Genomic DNA, 20,837 nt, shown 5'->3' on the forward strand with positions numbered 1-20,837 from the left:
CTGTGGCCGTCGGGCAGTGCCAGTCAGGGATGACAGGCGGACGGCGGCACCGGGTCAGGGTGATGAAAGCGACATGACAGGCTTGTTACAGCAGGCTGTTCACCTGTTCGACAAAGCGCAGCACCGAAATGGGCTTGGAAACATAGGCCTGCGCCCCGGCGGCGCGAATCCGTTCCTCGTCCCCCTTCCCGGCATAGGCGGTGACCGCCATGATCGGCACGCTGGACAGCCGATCGTCGGCCTTCAGGGAAATGATGAGGTCCAGCCCGCTGACATGGGGCAGGTGAATGTCCGTGATGACAAGGTCGGGCAGAAAGTCGCGCGCCTGCGCCAGCACGTCGCGACCGTCACGCATCGGCAACACTTCATGGCCATGCGCACGCAGCAGATCGCAAAAAAGTTTCAGATTGAGTTCGTTGTCCTCGACAACAAGCACGCGCTTTGCCACCAGTCACCCATAATTTCCAAGCAGCCCCGAAGCGCGCCACATCCTGGCCGCACCCCCGCCGAGACCCGATCATGCGACCCGACACCCATAATGGCAAGCGAGATAGCGGCGCAGACCCTGCGACGCTGGCGCTGATGGCGCTGGGCTGGATCCTGGCCGACGGGCAGCGGGCCGACCGGCTGCTGGCGCTGACCGGCCTGGACAGCGACACCCTGCGCGCGGGGATCGACAATCCGGCGATATTGGGCGCGGTGCTGGCCTTTCTGGCGGATCATGAGCCGGACCTGATCGCCTGTGCCGAGGCGATCGACACATCGCCCGACACCTTGATCGCCGCGCAGGAGAGACTGAGCCGATGAACCGCCCGCTGATCATCACCGATTGCGACGAGGTGCTGTTGCACATGGTCGTGCCGTTCCGCGACTGGCTGGACGAAACGCACAATGTGCATTTCGACATGCATGATCGCGGCTTTGCAGAGGCGCTGCGGCACAAGGATAGCGGGCAGGTCGTCGAGCGCGAACTGGTGTGGGGGTTGCTGGTCGCATTTTTCGATACCGAAATGCACCGGCAGACGCCGATCGCGGGCGCGGTCGCCGCGCTGGGGCGGCTGGCGCAGGTCGCCGACATCGTCGTGCTGACCAATATCGGCGAGCGCCATCACCAGTTACGGGTCGAGCAGCTGGCGGCGTTTGGCCTCGACTTCCCGGTCCAGTGGAATCACGGGCCGAAGGGCGAACCGCTGGCGGCGATCGTCGCCGCGCATGATGCCAGCGTCGCGCTGTTCATCGACGATCTGGCCGAACATCACACGTCCGTCGCGCGCCATGCGCCCGACGTGTGGCGGCTGCACATGGTCGGCGAGCCGGAGATCGCCATAACCGTGCCCGCCGCGCCGCACGCCCATGCGCGGATCGACAATTGGGCAGCGGCTGAACGCTGGATCATGGAAAAGCTGGCCACCGGACCGGCACCAATCGAAACATCCTACACTGACGGAGCCTTATCATGAGCATCGACGCCCGCCTTGCCGAACTCGGCATCACCCTGCCCCAGGCCGCCGCCCCGGTCGCCGCCTATGTGTCGAGCGTGGAGGCCAACGGCCTGCTGCACATTTCCGGGCAGATTTCGCTGGCCCCCGACGGTCTGATGACCGGACGTCTGGGCGAGGACAGGGAACTGGATTATGGCGTCGCCGCCGCGCGCATCTGCGGCCTCAACCTGATCGCGCAGATGAAGGCGGCGCTCGGCAGCCTCGACCGGGTCGAGCGGGTGGTGAAGCTGGGCGCGTTCATCGCCAGCGCGCCATCCTTCACGGACCAGCCCAAGGTCGCCAATGGTGCGTCCGAACTGATGGTCGAAGTGTTTGGCGAGGCAGGCAAGCATACCCGCAGCGCCGTGGGCGTGCCGGTGCTGCCGCTGGGCGCGGTCGTGGAAATCGACGCCGTCGTGCTCGTCCGCGCCGCTGACTGACGCGACGGACCTTGCGCAACAGCCGGGGCGACACAATGTCCCCGGCTGTGATTGAAGCAGCCAGACCCGATCGCGTGAAGGCACGCCGATGACTGATGTGGTGGCGCGTATCGCGGCAGGCGTGGCGGAGCTGCCGCGTGCGCAGTGGGATGCCTGCGCAGGGGCCGACAATCCGTTCGTCAGCTGGGATTTCCTGAGCGCGCTGGAGCGGTCGGGCAGCGTGGGCGAAGGGACCGGCTGGCAACCCCTGCCGCTGATGATCGACGGGGCGGACGGGCGCATCGCCGCCGCCGCGCCGCTCTATGCCAAGAGCCACAGCCAGGGCGAATATGTGTTCGACCATGGCTGGGCCGATGCCTGGGAACGGGCGGGCGGGCGCTATTATCCCAAGATCCAGATCGCCGCGCCTTTCTCTCCCGTACCCGGTCCCCGGCTGCTGCTGCGCGACCGCAGCCTTGCCCCGGCGTTGATCGCGGGGATCGAGACGCTGGTGGAGCGCAACCACCTGTCGTCCGCCCATGCGACCTTCGTGGCACCGGACCAGGTCGGCGATTTCGAGGCGGCGGGCTGGCTGATTCGCGAGGACAGCCAGTTTCACTGGTCCAATCGCGGCTATGGCAGTTTCGATGATTTCCTGGCCGACCTGTCGAGCGCGAAGCGCAAGAATATCCGCAAGGAACGCGCACGGGCGGTCGAAGGGCTGGACATCGTCCACCTGACCGGGCCGGATCTGACCGAGGCGCATTGGGATATATTCTGGGATTTCTATCAGGATACCGGCTCACGCAAATGGGGAACGCCCTATCTGACGCGATCCTTCTTCTCGCTATTGGGCGAGACGATGGCCGACCGGGTGCTGTTGATGCTGGCGCTGCGCGACGGACGGGCGGTTGCAGGGGCGCTCAACCTGATCGGCGCGGATACGCTCTATGGCCGCTATTGGGGCTGTAACGAGGAGGTGCCGAACCTCCATTTCGAGCTATGCTATTATCAGGCGATCGACGTCGCGATCGCGCGCGGCCTTGCTCGCGTCGAAGCGGGCGCGCAGGGCGGGCACAAGCTGGCGCGCGGCTATGCCCCGGAGCCGACCTTTTCCGCGCATTATATTCCCGATGCCGGGTTTCGGCGCGCAGTGGCCGATTTCCTGACCGCCGAGCGGGCAGGCGTGCAGCAGGACCGGCTATGGCTGGCCGGGCGAACGCCGTTCAGAAAGGCTGATTAGGCGGCGCGCGCCTGCGTCAGGGCGATCCATGCGCGGGCCTGACGCTGGGCCTCGGCGATTTCGCGAGCGGTCATTTCCTCGGCAATTTCGGCGCGCATCGCCTGGCCTTCTTCGCTGCCGCCAAGGGCCGCCAGGTTGAACCATTTATGCGCTTCGATCAGGTCGATCGGCATGTCGCCGGTGCCGCAGCTATAGGCGACGCCCAGATCGAAACAGGCCTCTGCCGATCCGCTGGCCGCCCGCGCCATGCGGCTCTCGATTAGAAACTGCGCACTCTTGATACTATTGCCCATGACCCTGTTCCCTTTTCCAACGCTAACCCAATGGTCGACAACCCTTGTTCTTTTTCCACGAAGAGCAGGTTGGACCGGCAGCCGCTAAAAAATGGTTAACGGCTTTGACCGTTTGTCGGGCCGGACTCGCGCGATTGCGGGGGCGGGCAAGGTTAATGGGTGCCGCGCCGGGCAGCGAATAGTAGCATTTTAGGACTGGCATCGGCGCATCTTAGTCCCCATAGCCGGACCCATGGCCCAAAATCCCCCTTCCCCGCCAGCAGGCAAGGACATCCAGTTTCGCGAATTCGTTCTGCTATGCGCCTGTCTCATGGCGATGAACGCCCTGTCGATCGACCCCATGCTGCCTGCCCTGCCCGCCATCGGCCGCGATCTGGCGATCGCGCAGCCCAATGACCGGCAGTTGATCATCAGCGTCTATTTTCTGGGGCTGGGAATCGGGTCGCTGCTGTTTGGCGTCCTGTCCGACCGTTATGGCCGCAAGAAGGTGCTGGCCTGGGCGATGCTGTTGTTCATCCTCTCCTCCATGGCCTGCGCAGCGGCGCAAAGCTTCCCGGTCATGCTGATCGGCCGCGCCTGCGCCGGCTTTTTCGCCGGAGCGAGCCGCGTCATCACCGTGGGAATCGTGCGCGACCGGTTCCGGGGCGATGCGATGGCGCGGGTCATGTCGCTGATCTTTGCGGTGTTCATGCTGATCCCGGTGATGGCCCCCAGTTTCGGGCAGGCGATCCTGTGGATCGCGCCGTGGCGCTGGATCTTCTGGGCGCTGGCGATAATGGCGAGCCTGATCCTGCTATGGCTGATGGCGCGGATGCCCGAAACATTGCGACCGGAAAACCGGATGCGAATCACGGTCGGCGGGCTGTTGCACACGGTCGGGACGATCATGCGCACGCGCAGTTCGATCGGCCATATGCTGGCCAGCGGCGTGGTGATGGGCGGATTGATCGGCTTCATCCTGTCGGTGCAGCAGATATTCTTCGACGTGTTCAAAGCGGAAGAAATTTTCCCGATCGCCTTCGCCCTGATGGCGGCCGGCATGGGGGTCGGCAGCCTGGTCAACAGCCGGCTGGTATCACGCTTTGGCGCGCGGCGGCTGAGCCAGGCGGCGCTGATCGCCTTCATCCTGATCGCCATCGTCCATGTGAGCGTCATCCTGTCGGGGCGGGAGACGATCGTCACCTTCATGCTGTTGCAGGGAATAACGATGCTGACGGTCGCCTTCACCGCGTCCAATTTCAGCGCGATCTCGATGGAGCCATTTTCGAAAGGTGCGGGCGTCGCTTCCTCCTTTCAGGCGTTCCTGACCACTGCCCTGTCCGCGACGCTGGGCAGCATCGTGGGCCGCGCGTTCAATGGCACCACCTTGCCGCTGGCCATGGGGCTGCTGGTGTTCGGCTCCTTAAGCTTCCTGATCGTGATCTGGGCGGAGCGGGGCAGGCTGTTCACCCGGCCCAACAATAGCGGGCTGCGCGACGTAGAGTTTGAAACGGTCCACTGAACGACAAACGGGGCGGTGTTACCCGCCCCGTTCGATGTTCGATCAGGCGCCTTGCTTGATCAGGCGTCCTTTCCGCCCGGCGTGTGCGCGCCGGGCAGCGGCGGCACCGGCTGGGGCGGGATGCCCGCATCCAGTTCCGGCACGTCGCTGATCCCGCGCCCCACATGGCTGCGGTTGCGGCTATAGGCGAAATAGACGATCAGGCCGACCGCCGCCCAGCCCACGAACATCAGCTTGGTTTCGACGCCCAGGCTCCAGAACAGATACATGCAGCCCAGAATCGCGATCGGCGCGGTGATCATGATCGCCGGGGTGCGGAAGGGCCGCCTGCGTGCCGGGTCGGTACGACGCAGCACCAGCACCGCGATCGACACGGCGGCAAAGGCGAACAGGGTGCCGGAGTTGGAGATGTCCGCCAGGATGCCGACGGGGAAGAAGGCGGCGAACAGCGCGACGAAGATGCCGGTCAGGATGGTGATGACATAGGGCGTCTTGTAGGTCGGATGGACTTTGGAGAACATCGCCGGCAGCAGGCCGTCGCGGCTCATGACAAAAAAGATGCGGGTCTGGCCGAACATCATCATCAGGATGACCGAAGGCAGGGCGAGACCAGCGGCCAGGCCGAGCAGATTGCCGATCTGGGGCCAGCCGATTTCACGCAGGGTCCAGGCCAGCGCTTCCTTCGAGCAGGTGACGGCTTCGGTACCGGCGGCGGCCAGTGCGGCGCATTGTTGCGACAGCGCGGTCGATCCGGGCGCCAGGGCAATGCCGCCCTGCGCGATCGGGATGCCGCCTTCGGTCACCGGCTGCGCGCCCACGGTGCCGATGACGCCTGCGGCAACCAGCATGTAGAAGATGGTGCAGATGCCGAGCGAACCGATCAGGCCGATCGGCATGTTACGCTGGGGGTTCTTGGTTTCTTCAGCGGCCGTGGACACGGCGTCAAAGCCCACATAGGCGAAAAAGATCGAGGCGGCGGCAGCGGAAATGCCCGAAAAGCCGAGCGGGGCGAAGGGGGTGAACTTGTCCATGTTCATCACCGGCAGCGCCAGCACGATGAACAGCGTGAGCGCCGCGACCTTGATCAGCACCAGCACGGCGTTGACCGACGCGCTTTCCTTGGTGCCGATGACCAGCAGCCAGGTGACCAGACCGGCGATCAGCATTGCGGGCAGGTTGACCACGCCGCCATCGAACGGTCCCCGCGTCAGCAGATCGGGAATGTCCATGTGGAATGTATGTTCGATCAACCCCACGACATAGCCGGACCAGCCGACCGACACCGCGCCCGCCGCGACCGCATATTCCAGGATCAGCGCCCAGCCGACCATCCAGGCGATCAATTCGCCCATCACGGCATAGCTATAGGTATAGGCAGAGCCGGACACGGGCACCATCGCCGCCATTTCCGCGTAGCAGAGCGCCGCCACCGCGCAGACGAAGCCGGCAATGACGAAGGCGATCATCATGCCCGGCCCGGCCTTTTGCGCGGCTTCGGCCGTCAGCACGAAAATGCCGGTGCCGATAACGGCCCCGATGCCGAGCATGGTGAGCTGGAATGCGCCCAGCGAACGATGCAGCGATTTCTTCTCTGCCGTCGCCAATATGGCGTCGAGAGATTTTACGCGCCCGAATATCATGAATGGAAACCCTTTATCTTGCGATGTCTTGCCCCGGCGGCCGGATCACCCGCCCCCTTTTGCTATGGGACCGGAGACTATCGCCTAATCGCGCGCGCGCAAGTATGTTGCGCGACCAAGACATGACCATCCATGGTCGAATGATGAGGAGTGACGATGATCGACCTGCTGACAGCACCCGGCCTGCATGACCTGCCTCATGGCTTTGCCGGGCGGCGCGGCGGGGTGTCGGAGGGTGTTCATGCGGGTCTGAATGTCGGCCTGGGGTCGCAGGACGATCGCGCGGCGGTGCTGCGGAACCGCGAACTGGCGCGTGACGCGGTGATGCCCGGCGCGGCGCTGGTGACGGTGCATCAGGTCCATTCGCCCGACGTCGTGACCGTCAGCGCCGCGGTGCCGGACGCCGAGCGCCCCGCCGCCGACGGGATGGTGACGGATCGGCCGGGCCTGTTGCTGGGGATATTGACCGCGGACTGCGTGCCCGTGCTGTTTGCCGACCGGGCGGCGGGCGTGGTCGGCGCGGCCCATGCCGGATGGAAGGGCGCGATTGGCGGGGTGACCGACGCGACGATCGCGGCGATGACGGCGCTGGGGGCGCAGCGGGAGCGGATCGGCTGCGCGATCGGTCCCTGCATCGGGCGCTCCTCCTATGAGGTGACGCTGGATTTCGCCGAGCGGTTCGAGCGGGACGATGCCGATAATGCGCGCTTCTTCACGGCGGGGCGGCTGGGGCATGTGCAGTTCGACATTGCCGCCTATGTCGCGTCCCGGCTGGCGGCGGCCGGGGTCGGGCGGATCGATCTGCTGGATGAGGATACGTACAGCCAGCCGGACCGCTTTTTCAGCTATCGCCGGTCCTGCCATCGCAACGAGCCGGATTATGGGCGGCAATTGTCGATGATCGGCCTGCCAGCATAGTCGGCTTGAGAGGGGCGATCAGGGACGATTTCCGCCAGGCGATCACGGCGGGGATCGCCGTGCCAATAACGCTGCCCGTCGAGGGGTCGGCGGAAAAGCATCTTTGGTACATTCGACAGGGCGATGTTGTAATATAATTGCAAATATATTGTCTGTGGCTTGCTTTTAATGTCCGCGCGGCTATGCGACAAAAAATGCTGCGCTTGCAGTAGCGGACAAGCATGACGCCTGTATCGACACAGACCAACATGCATGCCGACTACGCATAGGCGCAGCCGTCACTGAACTGCCCGTGAGCAGATTCCCAAATATTTGATAATTGGCAGTTTTACTGCAAACCCGTGAATATAATAGTGCCAATTCCGATCCAAAGCGCGGCAGAAACACTCGCGGTGATCAAGAAACGGGACGCATAACTGCGCGGCATAGAATTCAACATACGACCTCTCCAAAATATGGTTTTCTTTTATCCTTAGCATAGGTTTTTTTCTCGTACAGCTACCCAACGATTTTTCTTTACAAAGTTTCCTTAACGCCGCAGGGGTTGCGGCCCTCCGGCACGGGCCATTTGCCCCGAAAAACGGGCGATTCTCGCAGCTATTGATTTGAAAAATCGGCATTATCGTCGCGCGAACCGCCGTCGGCCCGGCCCCGGTCCGAACAATAAAAAAACTTCGATAATGTCAGGCAAGTGGCGCCGGGAGGCGTCGTCAGCCAGCCGTCCGACGCGCGGCCGACAGGATCAGCGCCGGGACAGGCGCCTCAAGCGATGATGACGACGCGCCGCGCGCGCCGTCAGCGGGAAAAGGGCAGCGGTACGGGGCGCGCGCCCGCGGACAGGGCGGGTCGCCCTCCGTTCCGGTTGTTCAGGAACCGGACCTTGCCCGTCCCCTCCATGGAGCGCATGCGGCCCGCCTTCCGGCTGAACTGATTATTGGCGATCGCGACATCGGAGGAATAGAGGGCGACCGCCGCGCGGGGGTGGTTGCGGCCAAGTTCGATCGCCGCGCCATAGGTCGGGGACACATCCAGATAATTGCCGCTGACGTCGACGCGCTGGGCCGCCATGATGTTCACCGCGCGCTTGCCCACTCCCTGGACCAGATTGCCGGTCACGCGGACATTACGCGCCTCAAACCCCTCATAGCCGGGGCGCGACGCCATGCGCGGACTGGTCCAGCCGCCGACCAGCACGCCATCGGAGGTGATGTCGCTGATCTTGTTGGCGTCGATCAGTATCCGGTCGCTGCCGCCCTTGACCGATATCGCCCCGGTCCGCGAGTCCACCTTCGACACGCTGTTGTGCGAAATCTGGCCATTGACGATGCCCAGCAGGTCGATGGCTTCGTCATAGCAGTTGGTGATGACATTGTCCGCGACGATCACATTGCTGCCGCCGTTGATCTTCACGCCATCTTCCTTGGGATTGTCGATGACGTTGCCATAGACGGCGATATTGTTGACGGTATCGTGATAGTCATAGCCATTCTGGCTGAACTGGATGCCATTATGGCCCCCGGTGACATGGAATCCCTGCACCAGGACATTGTCGGTCCCCCCGCCCCCGATCGCGGCCCATTTGCCTTCGCGCGGGGCCACGATCCGGGCCGCCTGCGGGCCGTCCGCCGACACCAGCCAGATCGGCGCGTCGGGCGTACCGTTCGTCCTTTTGGGAAAGAGGACATTTTCGTTATAGGTGCCCGCCTTCACCATGATGGCCGTACCGGGGCGGGCCATCATCACCGCATCGCCGATCCGGGCGAAGGGACGGTCGCGGCTGCCATTCCCCGACTGTGCGGGCGCGCCAGCCGATACCCAGACGAAGCGCTGCGGCTTTGCCTTGCGGAATACCGCTGCGTCTAGCCCGGTCGGCGGCAGCGCTGGCAGGACGTCCGCATCCATGCGCAGCGCCGCAATATCCTGCTGCTGGGCGAGCAGGCGTTCGCCCACGACATTGGGATTGCTGGCGGACGCGACGTACAGGCCAGTAACAGCGGTCAGGACGATCCCTGCAATCGCAAAATGGTTCATCGCTCACCTCTCCCATCGCCCAACGGCGTGTGCAGCCTATGTGATGCCTGCCCGGGCAGGCGCTTCTCGTACAAAAAGGGCGACCATGCGCGCCCTGCATTTTGATGGTTAACCGGAGATTTACAGGCATCGACTCTGGTGTATAGAGGCCGGTGACCATGATACGTCAGGCCGCTTGGGGGTTTCAATTGAAACATTACTTCTGGATCGCGGCGACTGCCGCGGTCACATCCATCCCCGTAACGGGTTATGCGCAACAAATCCCCGACGATGTCGGCGTGGCAGCCCGTGTCCCTGACGAATATAAGCCCATCGGCGGCCGGATCGGCACGGTCTTTGTCTATCCGGCGCTGACCTACGACCTGACCGGCACCGACAATGTGGTGGCATCGGACGCAGACCGCCGGGGCGACGCCTATGTCACTCTGGCCCCCCGTGTCACCATGGCCCGCAACAGCCAGCAATCGAGCCATGTCGTCCAGCTGTTCAATTCCAACCGGTTTCATTTCGATTCAAAGGATGAGAATTTTTCGGAATTCGGCGTCCTGACCCGCAACCGCTGGGGCGCGGTCGACAGCGCGAACATCACATTCGAAGCATCCGCCCAGCGCGAAGTGGATCAACGCACGGGCCGCAACAATGTCACCTTGGCGCGCTCGCCCGTCCATCATGGTCGGTTCGACGGCGAACTGGCCTATGCCTTTTCCGCTGGCCGGTTGAGCTATCGCTTTGGCGTCCATGGCAGGCGGGTCGATTTTGCCGACGCCATCAGCCGCACCGGCACCGTCATCGACCAGGATTTTCGCGACTATAGCCAATTGGGCGGCAATGCCCGGCTTGGCTATCGGGTGCGCGAGGGGATCGATGTCATCGGTCAGGTCGATTATGACCGTTTCTATTATGACCTGGGGCCGGGGGAACCTGGCTTTCCTTCGGGTCTGGCGCCCGATCGCAACTCCTATCGCGTAAAGGGTGAAGTCGGGCTGGGCTTTGACATAAGCCAGCGCCTCTATGGCGTCGCGACGATCGGCTATCTGACCCGCAAATATCGCGATCAGGTGCCCCAGCTTCGCGATGTCAGCAGCCTGTCCTACAATATCAACCTGCTGTGGAATCCGACCGAATATCTGACGGTGCGGGTCAATGGCCTGCGCGATATTCAGGAAACCGCGTCGCCGCTGGTGGCTGGCGACCAGTTCACACGCGGAACGGTGGCCGTCGACTATGTGCCCACGCCCGCGCTGCTGTTCACGGCCAGCGCGAATGCGGTCCATTATAATCCGGTCGGCGTGACGACCGGCAATGCGACGGAATATGGCGCCAGCCTGCTTGGGCGCTATCGCCTCAATCGCCGCTGGTCCGTTACATCGCGGGTTTCCTATAATGGCCGCGACACCAATTCGCCGATCGACAGTTTCGACGGCATCTGGGTGAGCATGGGCATCGTCCTGACGCTGTAAGCGACGCCCGCCGCCGCGCGTTTGTGCGGGCGCCAGTCCATCGTCCTTATCGCACGGGTCTTTCCGGGCCAGCGGCACCCTGCCGCCCGCCCGGAAAATGCGCTAGTCGTGCCGGAAAGCGCGGTAGAGCTGGTCTCTCAACGGCTTGACCAGATAGCTCAGCATCGAACGTTCGCCGGTCTTGATGAAGGTTTCCACGGGCATGCCGGGTTTCAGCTTCAAACCGTCCAGCTTTTTCAGCTCGTCCTTCGTCACCTGAACGCGCGTGACATAATAGGGCATGCCGTTGCGCTCATCGGTGCGGCGATCCCCTGACACATAGACGACCGTTCCGGCGATTTCGGGCGTCGTGCGCATGTTGAAGGCGGAAAAGCGCAACATGGCCGGCTGGCCGGGGCTGACCTGATCGATATCAGCGATGGAGATGCGCGCCGTCACCTCCATATCGTCGCCATCGGGGATCAGTTCGATCAGCGTTTCGCCCGCGGGCACGATCCCGCCGATGGTCGCGAACTTGATCTTGTCGACGACGCCATCGGATGGCGCGCGGATCGCATTGCGTTCATCGTCCGTGATCGCGGTGATATTGTTGCGGCGAAGTTCGATGAGCTGCGACTGGACGGTGGCGAGATCAGTCCCCGCCTGCCCGCTCAGATCGGACGTGATCGATATGCCCTGCTGGCTGATTTCCGACAGTCGCGCCCGCGCCTGCGCGGCCTGAACCCGCGCGTCGGCCACGCTGCTGTGCGCGGCGATGGCGGCCCGTTCCAGCGACCTCAGCTTATCGAGCGTGGTATAGCGTTTTTCCCACAGCATCCGGGTGGCCGCCAGCTGATCGTCCATCAGTTCCGCCTGCTTTTGCAGCGACACGACCTGATCGTCGAACCCGGCGATCTGCGTCTGGGTCTGGCGAATCCTCTCCTGCACCTGCGCTTCCTGACCGCCGCGCGATGCCCGTCGGAACGCAAAGGCGCGCTGTTCGACACGCATGATTTCCGCAACCGCCGGATCCTTGGCGCGGGCGCGCAGCGATGCCGGGAAAATGATCGACGGCAATCCGTCCCGCTCCGCGATCAGCCTGGCTTCGCGCGCTTCAAGCTGGTCGATATTCGCGCCGGTCATCGCCGCCGATGCTGAACTGACCCGATTGTCGAGGGCCATCAGCAACTGCCCCTTCTTGACATGCTGGCCTTCACGCACGGGCAAATCCTTGATCACGCCGCCCGTCGGATGACCAATCTGCCGGATGCGGCTTTCAACCGTCACTTCCCCGGACCCGATGACGGCGCTGGCCATCGGCAAAAAGGCCGCCAGACCGCCCAGCACGAAAACAAGTATGCCCACCAGCAGCATTGCGTTGCGCAGGCTGCGCGTCAGCTTGACGGCTGGCGTCATTTCGACAGGACGATCGCTGCGCTGGTCGGTGATCAGATAATACATGCCGAAATCCCTGTCGAACTGCTAAGCGGCGCCGGCCGACGAAATCGCCGCCGGCTTGTCGTCCACGCGGGGCGGGCGGGGCGCAGGCAGCTTCATTTTCTCCATCACCTTATCACGCACGCCAAACAACTGCATCTGGCCATTCGACATCACGAGCAGATGGGTGACATGGGTCAGGATATTGGAGCGATGCGCAACGATGATGGCAATCGCATTACGCGCGCGCGCCGCCTGGATCGCCGCGCCCAGCGCGTCTTCGCCATTGGCGTCCAGATTGGAATTGGGCTCGTCCAGCGCGATCAGGAAGGGATCGCCATAAAGCGCCCGCGCCAATGCCACGCGCTGACGCTGGCCAGCGGACAAATTGCCGCCATTGGTGCCAAGGGGGTGATTATAGCCCTTGGGCAGCTTGACGATCATGTCATGGACATCGGCCGATTTGGCGGCGGCGACAATGTCTTCCGACCGGGCTTCCGGGTCGAAACGCGCGATATTCTGCGCGATGGTGCCGTCGAACAGGTCCGTCATCTGCGGCATGAAGCCGATATGCGCGCCCAAAATGTCCGGGTCCCACTGGTCGATCGACGCGCCGTCCAGCCTGACCGCGCCGCGCAAAGGCTCCCATATCCCGACCAGGCCGCGCAACAGGCTGGACTTGCCAGACCCCGACGCGCCGATAATCCCCAGCACGTCGCCGCCGTTCAGGGTGAAGGTGACATCGCTGACGGTCACCTTCTTCGCGCCGGGCGGGCCAAGCGTCAGCCCTTCCACCGACAATTGCTGACTTGGCGGCGGCAACTCCATGGTCGGCATCGGCGCCGGCACCTGCTTGAGCATAGCGTCGAGCCGCCGCCACGCCTGGACGCAGCCGGTCATGCCCTTCCAGTTGCTGATGACCGATTCGACCGGGGCGAGCGCCCGCGCGCTCAGGATGGAACCGGCAATGATCACGCCGCCCGACGCCAGATTGTCGATCACCAGCGCGGCGCCCGCAGCCAGCATCAGGGATTGAAGCAACATGCGGAAAGTCTTGCTGAGCCCCTGCATCCGACCGCCCACATCGGCGAGCCGGTCGGTCGACCGGACGAAGGCGGCGGTCGCGTCTTCCCACGATTGCCGGGCGCGGCGATGCATGCCCAGAGCATAGATGACTTCGGCATTACGCCGGCACATTTCGATCAGCATCGATCGGCTGGAGCCGATCTGCGTCGCCTTCATCGTGGCCGATTTGGTCATGCGGTCGGCGGCCAGCATGATGGCGACCAGCACGACAACGCCGATCGACGCGAGCACGCCCAGCGTCCAGTGGAACATGAACAAGACGGCCAGATAGAGAAAGACCCACGGCAGATCGAGCAGGGCCAGCGGCCCCGACCCCGAAACATAGGAGCGGATCGCGTCCAGATCGCGCGCGGCCTGCGTCCCTTCGGGCATTTCGCGCCGCCGCAACTCCATCTTGGTAATGACGTCGAAGACGCGCGGCGTGATTTCCCGGTCGACCAATGCGCCGATCTGGATCATCGCCCTGGACCGCAACAGGTCCAGCACCCCCTGAAAGCAATAGACAATAGTGATGATGATCAACAGGCCGACAAGCGTAGGGATGCTACGACTCGGCAATACCTCGTCATAGACCAGCAGCATGAAAAAGGAGCCGCCCAGCATCAGAATGTTCAGCACCGCGCTGATTATGCTGATTTGTCCTATGGCGAAGCGGAATCGACGGAGCGCCGAACCGATTTCCGATTCCGAATCAAATACCTTCAGCATCAATTTGTCCTGCATCAAGCCGCAAGCCGCCCCGTCCGACTTGGCGTCTTATGAACAGAGTTCTACATATTCTTGCCAGAACGAGAAAGCGAGTTCGTGGAATTCTGCCAGAATTCCCGCGTGACCCATCTGGCTGCGAACAGGGTTAGATGATTGGCATCAAAATATAGTGAACGCCCATCCCGCGCGAGCGCGCATGACGTGCGGTTGCATAGCGTGTCAGATGGCCGAAGCACAGCGATATCCGACGGCACGTTGCGGGCAAGCCAGTTCAATGTATCGCGGTCCGCCGCTTCCCACGCCGCGCGGGATATGGCCGGGGTGCCGCCATTGGCAAGATGGGTGGGGACGTCGAATCCCGGGAAAGGTACGGGACCAATGATTCGCACGGTCTTTCCCGCGCGCCGGAGCATCGCAATCGTCCGGTCCAGCCCTTGAAAGAAGCCGGGCGCGTCCTGATAGGTGTGATAGCGCATGGCCAGCACCACCGTGTCGATCGGCTGTGCCGCGATCCAGTCCGCCACCCTTTGGTTATGCGCCTTGCACCCCGCACGATAGGGATCATCAAAGCCGATCGCGGGGGGACAGTGGGAATAGGTGATCTGGGTAATCGCATGGTCGCCGACGGCCAGCGCCTTGGCCAGCTCCACGCCATGACTGTCGCCCCACAGGACAGCCTTGCTTGCGCCTGCGCCAAGCACGCAGGATCGATCGAGCGGCCGGTCATGCCCCTCGTCGCGGTGGCACCGTCCCCGCTGCGGGCTGACATCGTAACGGCCATTGTCATAGGCGACCGTCGAGGCGGCAAAACGCTCCGGCCAGCCATGCTTGACCCACAGCGCGGCGCTGCCCGCCACCAGAATCAGCGCGCCCACCGCCGCCAGCATGAACAGGCGGGCGCGGCCGACACGGTCCTTTTTCCGAAATGGCTGCTCGACCCAGAAATAGGACAGGGTCGCGGCCGCCAGAGACAGGCCGACAATGATGGCGGACCCGGCCGCGCCCAGGGCGAACAGGCCCAGGAACCGGCCATAAACGACGATCGGCCAGTGCCACAGATAGAGCGAATAGGAGATCAGGCCGATCGCGACGGGCAATCGCATCGACAATAGCCGGCCGACGAGGGTGCCGGGCGCGCTGTGCAACAGGGCGACGCTGCCCAGCACGGGCAGCAGCGCGGCATAGCCGGGAAACGGCGTCTGGTCGGTGAAGCTGAATATCGCCACCAGAATCGCGGCAGCCCCCGCCAGGCTCACGACTTCGCGCGCCATGGGCGATCGGACCTGTGGCACAGCGCCCAGCGCAAGCAGGGAGCCGGCGAACAATTCCCAGGCGCGGGTATGAATCAGGTAAAAGCTGGCATCGGGATAGGGCTTTGTCAGGACGATGCAGGCCACCAGCGATGCGACCGCCATGGCGGCGACAACCGGCAGACGATAACGCGGCGCATAACGGGCGAGCAGGAAGAGGATGACCGGAAAGAAGATGTAGAACTGCTCTTCGACGCCCAGCGACCAGGTGTGCAGCAGCGGCTTTTGTTCGGAATCGCCGGAGAAATATCCCGACTTCATCCAGAAGATGATGTTGGACACGAACAGCAAGGTGCCGATGACCGTGCCGGGCAGTTCGCGCAGGAAACTGGGCAGCAATATCGCAACGCCGCCGACCAGCACGGCAAGCAACAGCACGAACAGGGCAGGAAAGATGCGCCGGATGCGCCGTTCGTAAAAGGTGACCAGCGAAAAACGCCCGGCATCAATGTCCTTGGCCAGGATGGAGGTGATCAGATAGCCCGAAATGACGAAAAATATATCGACGCCGACATAACCACCATCGAACCCCGCCACATGGGCGTGGAAAAGCACGACGGGCAGTACCGCGAGTGAACGAAGTCCGTCGATATCCCTGCGGTAGATCATCTATCTGCTCGCCCCCCAAAGGCATTTAGCGCCAGCCACCTGCCGATAGTCGGCTCCGCGCCACACATCCATCCTGCCGTTACGGCGCGCGTGTTAAACTGGCACAGCACCAATCCGACACAGAGCTAACCGATACAGGCTATCCGTTACAGGGGCGCCAATCATGCGACCGATGCCCCCTGCCCTCATTCCTGCCTTTGCAGGGATGCAACGGCTTTGCAATCCATCCGCCAGGGGATGATTTGCCAGCAGCAAAGATGAAAACGCCCCAGTCGCGCAAGTCGCGACAGACCGGCATGGCGTAGAGCCGCGTTATGGCGCACCAAAGCAAATTGCCGCTGACTCTGGTGGATCATATCCCCAGCGTCAGCGGCAATTTACTGTTCACAAGATGAAGGCAGGCAAATCGACCGGTGCAGCGCTGTTTGTCTGCACCAGCCGAATAGCCCAGCTAGATCAGGGAAGAATGTCGGCGATTGCGTAGGTCTTGTACGCGCCGTTTTCCCAGAACTTCAGAGCTTCGATGTTCTTGAGCGTGTCACGGCCGTCGCGACCACCGACGCTGTCGATGATGATGACTTCGCCACGATCGTTCAGATAGATGGTGTAGTCGCTCAGCGCACCACGATATTGGGCGGTGTCATAGTCCGCGCCGCCATTGAGGTCGTCATTGCCGTCGCCACCGAACAGCAGGTCGTCGCCCTGGTTGCCGGTGATGCCATCATCGCCAGCGCCGCCGGAGATGAAGTCATCCCCCAAACCGCCGCGAATCCGGTCGTTGCCGTCGCCACCCGCAATCTGGTCCGACGCATCGGTGCCGGTCAGATCGTCTGCGGTGTTGCCGTTGCCCGGCGTACCCTTAATGACTGCCATAAGACATCTCCTGTTAGTTAATGTTGCTCAACTGCTGCGCCCGCGAATTCATTTCACTGCTTCAAGCGGTTATAGCCAGAGACGTTTGCTGCCTCGTTGTCCGCGGGGCGTTAGTAACTTGGTAACTATATCACGTCAATGCTTCGCCGTTACGCTATTGCGAGATTGCCTCTATTTGAGACAGTAAACATAGATTGTCATAATTTCCGCAAACTCGCCCCGCAGGTCCATGCCGCCGCAACAATCGACTCGACAGCAACAGTCATGCGCCGGACGATGCGACAAGTGACGCCTTGAAACGCCGGATTTCGGGGGATGCAGGAGCTAAGCGCCGCGAACCTGTGGTCGCGGCCTGGGATGTATCCGTCGTATGGATTCCATCGCCACGATTTTGTCAAGTCATTCCGCATCATCTCGCATGCGCGAAATTTGCATGAAAAAAAATTTAACGGCGTTCCGCCATCTATATTTTACGTCCTAGTTCGCCGCGGCAATGCGCGATTTGTCCTTGCCCAGTCCGGTAAGGGTCAACAGGTTCAGTCGAGCCGCAAGTGCATAGCCAATCAGCGAAAAAACCAGGCCGGAGGTGGAAACGATCAGGATTCGCAGGTCCAGATTCAAATCCGGCGCGACGCGATGCAAGATGATTCGCGCCGCCGACATGGGCAGAATGTGCAGGACGTAGATCGGCATCGATCGTTGGCCGATCCACCCCAGCACTTGTCCCACGCGATAACCCGCGATCGCCTGGGCCAGCGCCAGCAGCAGGATGATCCCCGCAAAGCCGCCAGGGACCAGCCAGCCCGAATAGAGACCAATCCCCCTGTCAAACCCCAGCCAGATCGTGGCGCCCAGCACGACCAGCGCGATCGGCCACCATTTGCCCGTCATCTGCGACCGGTTGGTGGACAATATGGCCCCGGCAACGAAGAATATCCCGAAATGACAATAGCGCGCGAAGGTTTCCCGCATCGGAAAGACATCGACCAGTCCGCAGGCGACCACCGCGACCAGCAGCCAGAAGGAAAGGTTCCGGCTGATCGCCATGCACAGGAAGAACAGGAACAGCACGCCCAGAAACCAGAAATGCAGGGCGGGAAAGAACAGTATCCGCCACAGATCGTCCATGGGAACAGCCTTGTTCACATAGGAGGCCATGACGTTGTTGATGAGGATATAGATGAGCGACCAGAGCACGGCCGGCCACCAGGTCGTCGCCAGCTTGTCCTTCAGATAAGGCCCCCTGCCCTTCTTCAAGGCACGCGGCACCCAATAGCCCGCCGCGATGAAGAAGAAGGCCATGTGGAATATATAGACGCTATAGTCGAGCAACGGCCAGATCGACCCGGCCCCCGCCGTCCCGGCATTGAGAAAGCCGCGATAGGCGTGAAAGATGACGACGAGCAGGATCGCGATGCCCCGGCCCACGTCCAGATGGGCGAGCCGTGGCCGCTCCGGCGCGCTCTGTGGCGCGCTTGCGGCCTCTGGCGCTGCGGATGCCTCAATCGCTGGGCCGCTCATTTGCCCGACTCCATCCCTTTGTTCTTTTTCTGGCCCTTGCCGCCCATAAGCTCCGCCAGATGGCCGCGCATCCACAACAGGAAAACCAGCGTGGTGGCCAGGAGAAGATATAGCATCTTCACCCCTTCCCATAGCCATTCGAACGCCATGTCGGTGCGCAACGACATGACCAGCGCCGGCAGGAATACGATGAGGAGGCCGCACAGGGACGATGACAGGGTGAGCTCATTCTCCTCATAGCGGCTCACGACGCCCCGGCCCGCCATCAGCCCGACGGTCGAGACCAAAGCAACCGCCCAGGCAACACCCTGCACGCCCCAATGGCCGCCCGCGACATAGGCCGCCGCCAGCGAGGCCGCGGAGGTGGAGATGGTCACGACCGAAACCGAGACGGTGCGTTTGAGGAACAGGAGCTGGCGCTGCTGAAACTGCGACTGGATCTGGACATAGGATGCCAGCAGCAGCGGCCCCAGAATCGGCAGGGTCGCAGCATAGCCGGGCGGCAGGACGAGCCGGATGATGTCGGGCAGGAACAGGATGGACCCGATATAGACCGGCGTTACCACGCCCAGCAGCATCTGGCGAATCATGTGCAGCCGCGCCTTGACGTCCGCGCCCGTGCTGGTCCGCAACCGCATATATTGCGGATTGAGCCACATTTCGATGGAATCGGTGAGCATGGTCAGCATGGCGACCATCGAACTGCCCAGGAAGAACATGCCGACATCGGCGACCGACATGACGCTCGCGACGATCAGCCGCTGGGCGGGAATGCGGCCCCATTCCGCCAGTTCGCGCGGCAGGAGCGGCAGGCCGTAGCTGTAGAGCGCCGTGATTTCCGATCGGTCGGACCGGCCGGACGCAGGCAGTTGGTTGCGGAACAGATAGGATCGGATCGCCGCACCGAAAACCGCCGACCCGACCGTCGCCAGCAAGGCGCCCTGCAGGCCCCAGCGCAACTGGAACACGAACAGGAACGACAACAGGATCAGCGCCGCCATCTGCACCAGGCGATAGGTGGCGAACATGCCCGGCTTGTCGAGCGTGCGCGCGACGATATCGAAAATCTTGCTGCTGCGCATGACATAGGCATAGACCAGCATCAGCAGCAGATAGGGCCAGCTGGGTAGATGATTGCTGACCAGATGGTCCCACATCGACAGGCAGATGAGGCCCGCCACGACGACCAGCGTCAGCCCGATCAGCCGGGTCAGTCGTATGACCCGCGCCAGAAAGGCCTTCCCGGCGTCGCCATCATGCTTGAAATCGAAATATTGCCGCAGGATGGCTTGGGTCACGCCCAGGTTGGTGACGACGTCGATCAACGCCGCGATGGTGATCAAAATGGCGTAGGAACCCAGTTCGCCGGGCGTCAGGCGATAGGCGTAAAGCAGCGTCAGCACGCCGCTTGCGCCGCGCGTCACCACATTGACGAAACCATATGTCAATATGGACGCCAGCCAATATGGCATCTGCCGTCGCCGCGCTGTCGCCATCGGATGTGCCCCTGCTACCCCTACACCGCCCACAAAGGGGCCGGTTCATCCGATCGATTGACAACCCGTCGAGCGGGCTGGCCGCACGCCTGTCCCCTCAGGCGGCCTCATTCACATTGGCCTTGCCCCACCAGGCAAGCTCGACCCCCAGCCGTTCGCTCAATATCTGCGGCGCCTTTGGGTCTTCAATATCATATTCGAAGAATTTGGGGTCCGACCCCAGCAACCGGCGACAGGCATCATAATGCCCCTCGATCCAGGTCAGCAATTCGCTGTCCTTGGCGCCAAAGCCCTTGGGCAGGCCGGGAATGTCGGACGCAATGAAGCGTTTGCGCATGTCCAGCCAGCGATTCATGCTCGACACCACCTTGACCGGATCACGATAGTTCAGCGCCAGCAGGCAATCGGGATGATAGCGCCGGATGGCCGCGATGATCTGGAAATCCAGGTTCGGCCAGTAATTCAGCTTGTGCCGCGGCAGACACACGTCCGCCTGGGTGATGCAATCAATGTTGCCAAAGTCACGCAATGGATCTTCACCCGCCATATAGGCGTCATAGATCATCTTGCCCAAGAATTTGTCGCCCTGCCGCCAATGAAGCGTGGACATGCCACTGGCTTCCAGCGCCTTGTGCAGCGTAGTCGTACCCGACTTGGGAAAGCCAATGACGAACAGTTTCATAAAGCCGCTCCTGATTTCCTAGCGCTGCAATGCCGTAAAAGCCTGTGCAGCATCCCCGACGCCTCTGCTATACGCAGGCCGCGTCACCATGCAATCGCCATTCCTTCCGTTACGGCGAATTTGATCCTGCGCAGGGCTGCATTCCGTGCA

Annotated in this window: 18 protein-coding genes; 7 read left to right on the top strand and 11 right to left on the bottom strand. The window is 62.4% G+C overall.

Annotated features, from left to right (window positions below):
- Positions 1-85 precede the first annotated feature (85 nt).
- Positions 86-448, bottom strand: coding sequence for a response regulator (locus AC07X9_RS11935; RefSeq protein ID WP_017181190.1), 363 nt, complete (start codon positions 446-448; stop codon positions 86-88).
- Between the two features lie 71 nt (positions 449-519).
- Here AC07X9_RS11935 and AC07X9_RS11940 point away from each other — a divergent pair, with 71 nt between their 5' ends.
- The 4 genes from AC07X9_RS11940 to AC07X9_RS11955 all read left to right on the top strand — a co-directional run bounded on the left by AC07X9_RS11940 (position 520) and on the right by AC07X9_RS11955 (position 3,143).
- Positions 520-807, top strand: coding sequence for a DUF3572 domain-containing protein (locus AC07X9_RS11940; protein ID WP_017181191.1), 288 nt, complete (start codon positions 520-522; stop codon positions 805-807).
- Positions 804-1,460 (top strand): hypothetical protein, encoded by a 657-nt coding sequence (locus tag AC07X9_RS11945; RefSeq protein ID WP_017181192.1) that lies wholly within the window; start codon positions 804-806, stop codon positions 1,458-1,460. The genes AC07X9_RS11940 and AC07X9_RS11945 overlap by 4 nt, the downstream gene beginning before the upstream one ends.
- On the top strand, positions 1,457-1,921 hold the full coding sequence (locus AC07X9_RS11950) for a RidA family protein (protein WP_017181193.1): 465 nt from the start codon (positions 1,457-1,459) through the stop codon (positions 1,919-1,921). The genes AC07X9_RS11945 and AC07X9_RS11950 overlap by 4 nt, the downstream gene beginning before the upstream one ends.
- Before the next feature lie 88 nt (positions 1,922-2,009).
- On the top strand, positions 2,010-3,143 hold the full coding sequence (locus AC07X9_RS11955) for a GNAT family N-acetyltransferase (protein WP_017181194.1): 1,134 nt from the start codon (positions 2,010-2,012) through the stop codon (positions 3,141-3,143).
- Here AC07X9_RS11955 and AC07X9_RS11960 read toward each other — a convergent pair.
- Positions 3,140-3,436, bottom strand: a complete 297-nt coding sequence (locus tag AC07X9_RS11960; RefSeq protein ID WP_017181195.1) for an SEL1-like repeat protein — start codon at positions 3,434-3,436, stop codon at positions 3,140-3,142. The genes AC07X9_RS11955 and AC07X9_RS11960 overlap by 4 nt on opposite strands.
- A 232-nt stretch (positions 3,437-3,668) precedes the next feature.
- Here AC07X9_RS11960 and AC07X9_RS11965 point away from each other — a divergent pair, with 232 nt between their 5' ends.
- Positions 3,669-4,937, top strand: a complete 1,269-nt coding sequence (locus tag AC07X9_RS11965) for a multidrug effflux MFS transporter (protein ID WP_017181196.1) — start codon at positions 3,669-3,671, stop codon at positions 4,935-4,937.
- 59 nt (positions 4,938-4,996) lie between these two features.
- Here AC07X9_RS11965 and AC07X9_RS11970 read toward each other — a convergent pair whose 3' ends face one another.
- Positions 4,997-6,577: an amino acid permease gene (locus AC07X9_RS11970; protein WP_017181197.1), complete on the bottom strand. Its 1,581-nt coding sequence runs from the start codon at positions 6,575-6,577 to the stop codon at positions 4,997-4,999.
- A gap of 156 nt (positions 6,578-6,733) precedes the next feature.
- Here AC07X9_RS11970 and pgeF point away from each other — a divergent pair, with 156 nt between their 5' ends.
- Entirely contained in the window at positions 6,734-7,495 is a 762-nt protein-coding gene (gene pgeF, locus AC07X9_RS11975) for a peptidoglycan editing factor PgeF (RefSeq protein WP_017181198.1), read from the top strand.
- A gap of 795 nt (positions 7,496-8,290) precedes the next feature.
- On the opposite strand, the gene AC07X9_RS11980 is transcribed toward pgeF, so the two are convergent.
- A complete protein-coding gene (locus AC07X9_RS11980; RefSeq protein WP_017181200.1) occupies positions 8,291-9,526 on the bottom strand; it encodes a right-handed parallel beta-helix repeat-containing protein in 1,236 nt (411 codons plus the stop codon).
- Positions 9,527-9,714: 188 nt separating this feature from the next.
- Between AC07X9_RS11980 and AC07X9_RS11985 the strand changes: the two genes are divergently transcribed.
- The gene (locus AC07X9_RS11985; protein ID WP_017181201.1) at positions 9,715-10,986 is read left to right on the top strand and encodes an outer membrane beta-barrel protein; all 1,272 of its coding nucleotides are present in this window, start codon (positions 9,715-9,717) and stop codon (positions 10,984-10,986) included.
- A gap of 102 nt (positions 10,987-11,088) precedes the next feature.
- Here AC07X9_RS11985 and AC07X9_RS11990 read toward each other — a convergent pair whose 3' ends face one another.
- The 7 genes from AC07X9_RS11990 to AC07X9_RS12020 form a co-directional block, all read right to left on the bottom strand.
- Positions 11,089-12,426 carry an HlyD family type I secretion periplasmic adaptor subunit gene (locus AC07X9_RS11990; protein WP_017181202.1) on the bottom strand — a complete coding sequence of 446 codons (1,338 nt, stop codon included), beginning with the start codon at positions 12,424-12,426 and terminating at the stop codon, positions 11,089-11,091.
- Positions 12,427-12,447: 21 nt separating this feature from the next.
- Complete coding sequence (locus tag AC07X9_RS11995) at positions 12,448-14,196, bottom strand: type I secretion system permease/ATPase (RefSeq protein WP_241763563.1); 1,749 nt, start codon at positions 14,194-14,196, stop codon at positions 12,448-12,450.
- Between the two features lie 62 nt (positions 14,197-14,258).
- Positions 14,259-16,115, bottom strand: coding sequence for an acyltransferase family protein (locus AC07X9_RS12000; protein ID WP_017181204.1), 1,857 nt, complete (start codon positions 16,113-16,115; stop codon positions 14,259-14,261).
- 456 nt (positions 16,116-16,571) lie between these two features.
- Complete coding sequence (locus AC07X9_RS12005; protein WP_017181205.1) at positions 16,572-16,988, bottom strand: calcium-binding protein; 417 nt, start codon at positions 16,986-16,988, stop codon at positions 16,572-16,574.
- Positions 16,989-17,465: 477 nt separating this feature from the next.
- The gene (locus AC07X9_RS12010) at positions 17,466-18,509 is read right to left on the bottom strand and encodes an acyltransferase family protein (RefSeq protein WP_017181206.1); all 1,044 of its coding nucleotides are present in this window, start codon (positions 18,507-18,509) and stop codon (positions 17,466-17,468) included.
- On the bottom strand, positions 18,506-20,005 hold the full coding sequence (locus AC07X9_RS12015; RefSeq protein WP_244917211.1) for a lipopolysaccharide biosynthesis protein: 1,500 nt from the start codon (positions 20,003-20,005) through the stop codon (positions 18,506-18,508). The genes AC07X9_RS12010 and AC07X9_RS12015 overlap by 4 nt, the downstream gene beginning before the upstream one ends.
- 97 nt (positions 20,006-20,102) lie before the next feature.
- Positions 20,103-20,687, bottom strand: a complete 585-nt coding sequence (locus tag AC07X9_RS12020; RefSeq protein WP_017181208.1) for a sulfotransferase family protein — start codon at positions 20,685-20,687, stop codon at positions 20,103-20,105.
- Between the last annotated feature and the right edge of the window lie 150 nt (positions 20,688-20,837).

The organism is Sphingobium sp. GW456-12-10-14-TSB1, from assembly GCF_059424385.1.

Coding starts and splice junctions, on each gene's coding strand:
- AC07X9_RS11965 (WP_017181196.1), top strand. CDS start 3,669: ATGGCCCAAAATCCCCCTTCCCCGCCAGCAGGCAAGGACATCCAGTTT.
- AC07X9_RS12000 (WP_017181204.1), bottom strand. CDS start 16,115: ATGATCTACCGCAGGGATATCGACGGACTTCGTTCACTCGCGGTACTG.
- AC07X9_RS11940 (WP_017181191.1), top strand. CDS start 520: ATGCGACCCGACACCCATAATGGCAAGCGAGATAGCGGCGCAGACCCT.
- AC07X9_RS11990 (WP_017181202.1), bottom strand. CDS start 12,426: ATGTATTATCTGATCACCGACCAGCGCAGCGATCGTCCTGTCGAAATG.
- AC07X9_RS12015 (WP_244917211.1), bottom strand. CDS start 20,005: ATGGCGACAGCGCGGCGACGGCAGATGCCATATTGGCTGGCGTCCATA.
- AC07X9_RS11960 (WP_017181195.1), bottom strand. CDS start 3,436: ATGGGCAATAGTATCAAGAGTGCGCAGTTTCTAATCGAGAGCCGCATG.
- AC07X9_RS11980 (WP_017181200.1), bottom strand. CDS start 9,526: ATGAACCATTTTGCGATTGCAGGGATCGTCCTGACCGCTGTTACTGGC.
- AC07X9_RS12005 (WP_017181205.1), bottom strand. CDS start 16,988: ATGGCAGTCATTAAGGGTACGCCGGGCAACGGCAACACCGCAGACGAT.
- AC07X9_RS12020 (WP_017181208.1), bottom strand. CDS start 20,687: ATGAAACTGTTCGTCATTGGCTTTCCCAAGTCGGGTACGACTACGCTG.
- pgeF (WP_017181198.1), top strand. CDS start 6,734: ATGATCGACCTGCTGACAGCACCCGGCCTGCATGACCTGCCTCATGGC.
- AC07X9_RS12010 (WP_017181206.1), bottom strand. CDS start 18,509: ATGAGCGGCCCAGCGATTGAGGCATCCGCAGCGCCAGAGGCCGCAAGC.
- AC07X9_RS11945 (WP_017181192.1), top strand. CDS start 804: ATGAACCGCCCGCTGATCATCACCGATTGCGACGAGGTGCTGTTGCAC.
- AC07X9_RS11950 (WP_017181193.1), top strand. CDS start 1,457: ATGAGCATCGACGCCCGCCTTGCCGAACTCGGCATCACCCTGCCCCAG.
- AC07X9_RS11955 (WP_017181194.1), top strand. CDS start 2,010: ATGACTGATGTGGTGGCGCGTATCGCGGCAGGCGTGGCGGAGCTGCCG.
- AC07X9_RS11995 (WP_241763563.1), bottom strand. CDS start 14,196: ATGCTGAAGGTATTTGATTCGGAATCGGAAATCGGTTCGGCGCTCCGT.
- AC07X9_RS11970 (WP_017181197.1), bottom strand. CDS start 6,577: ATGATATTCGGGCGCGTAAAATCTCTCGACGCCATATTGGCGACGGCA.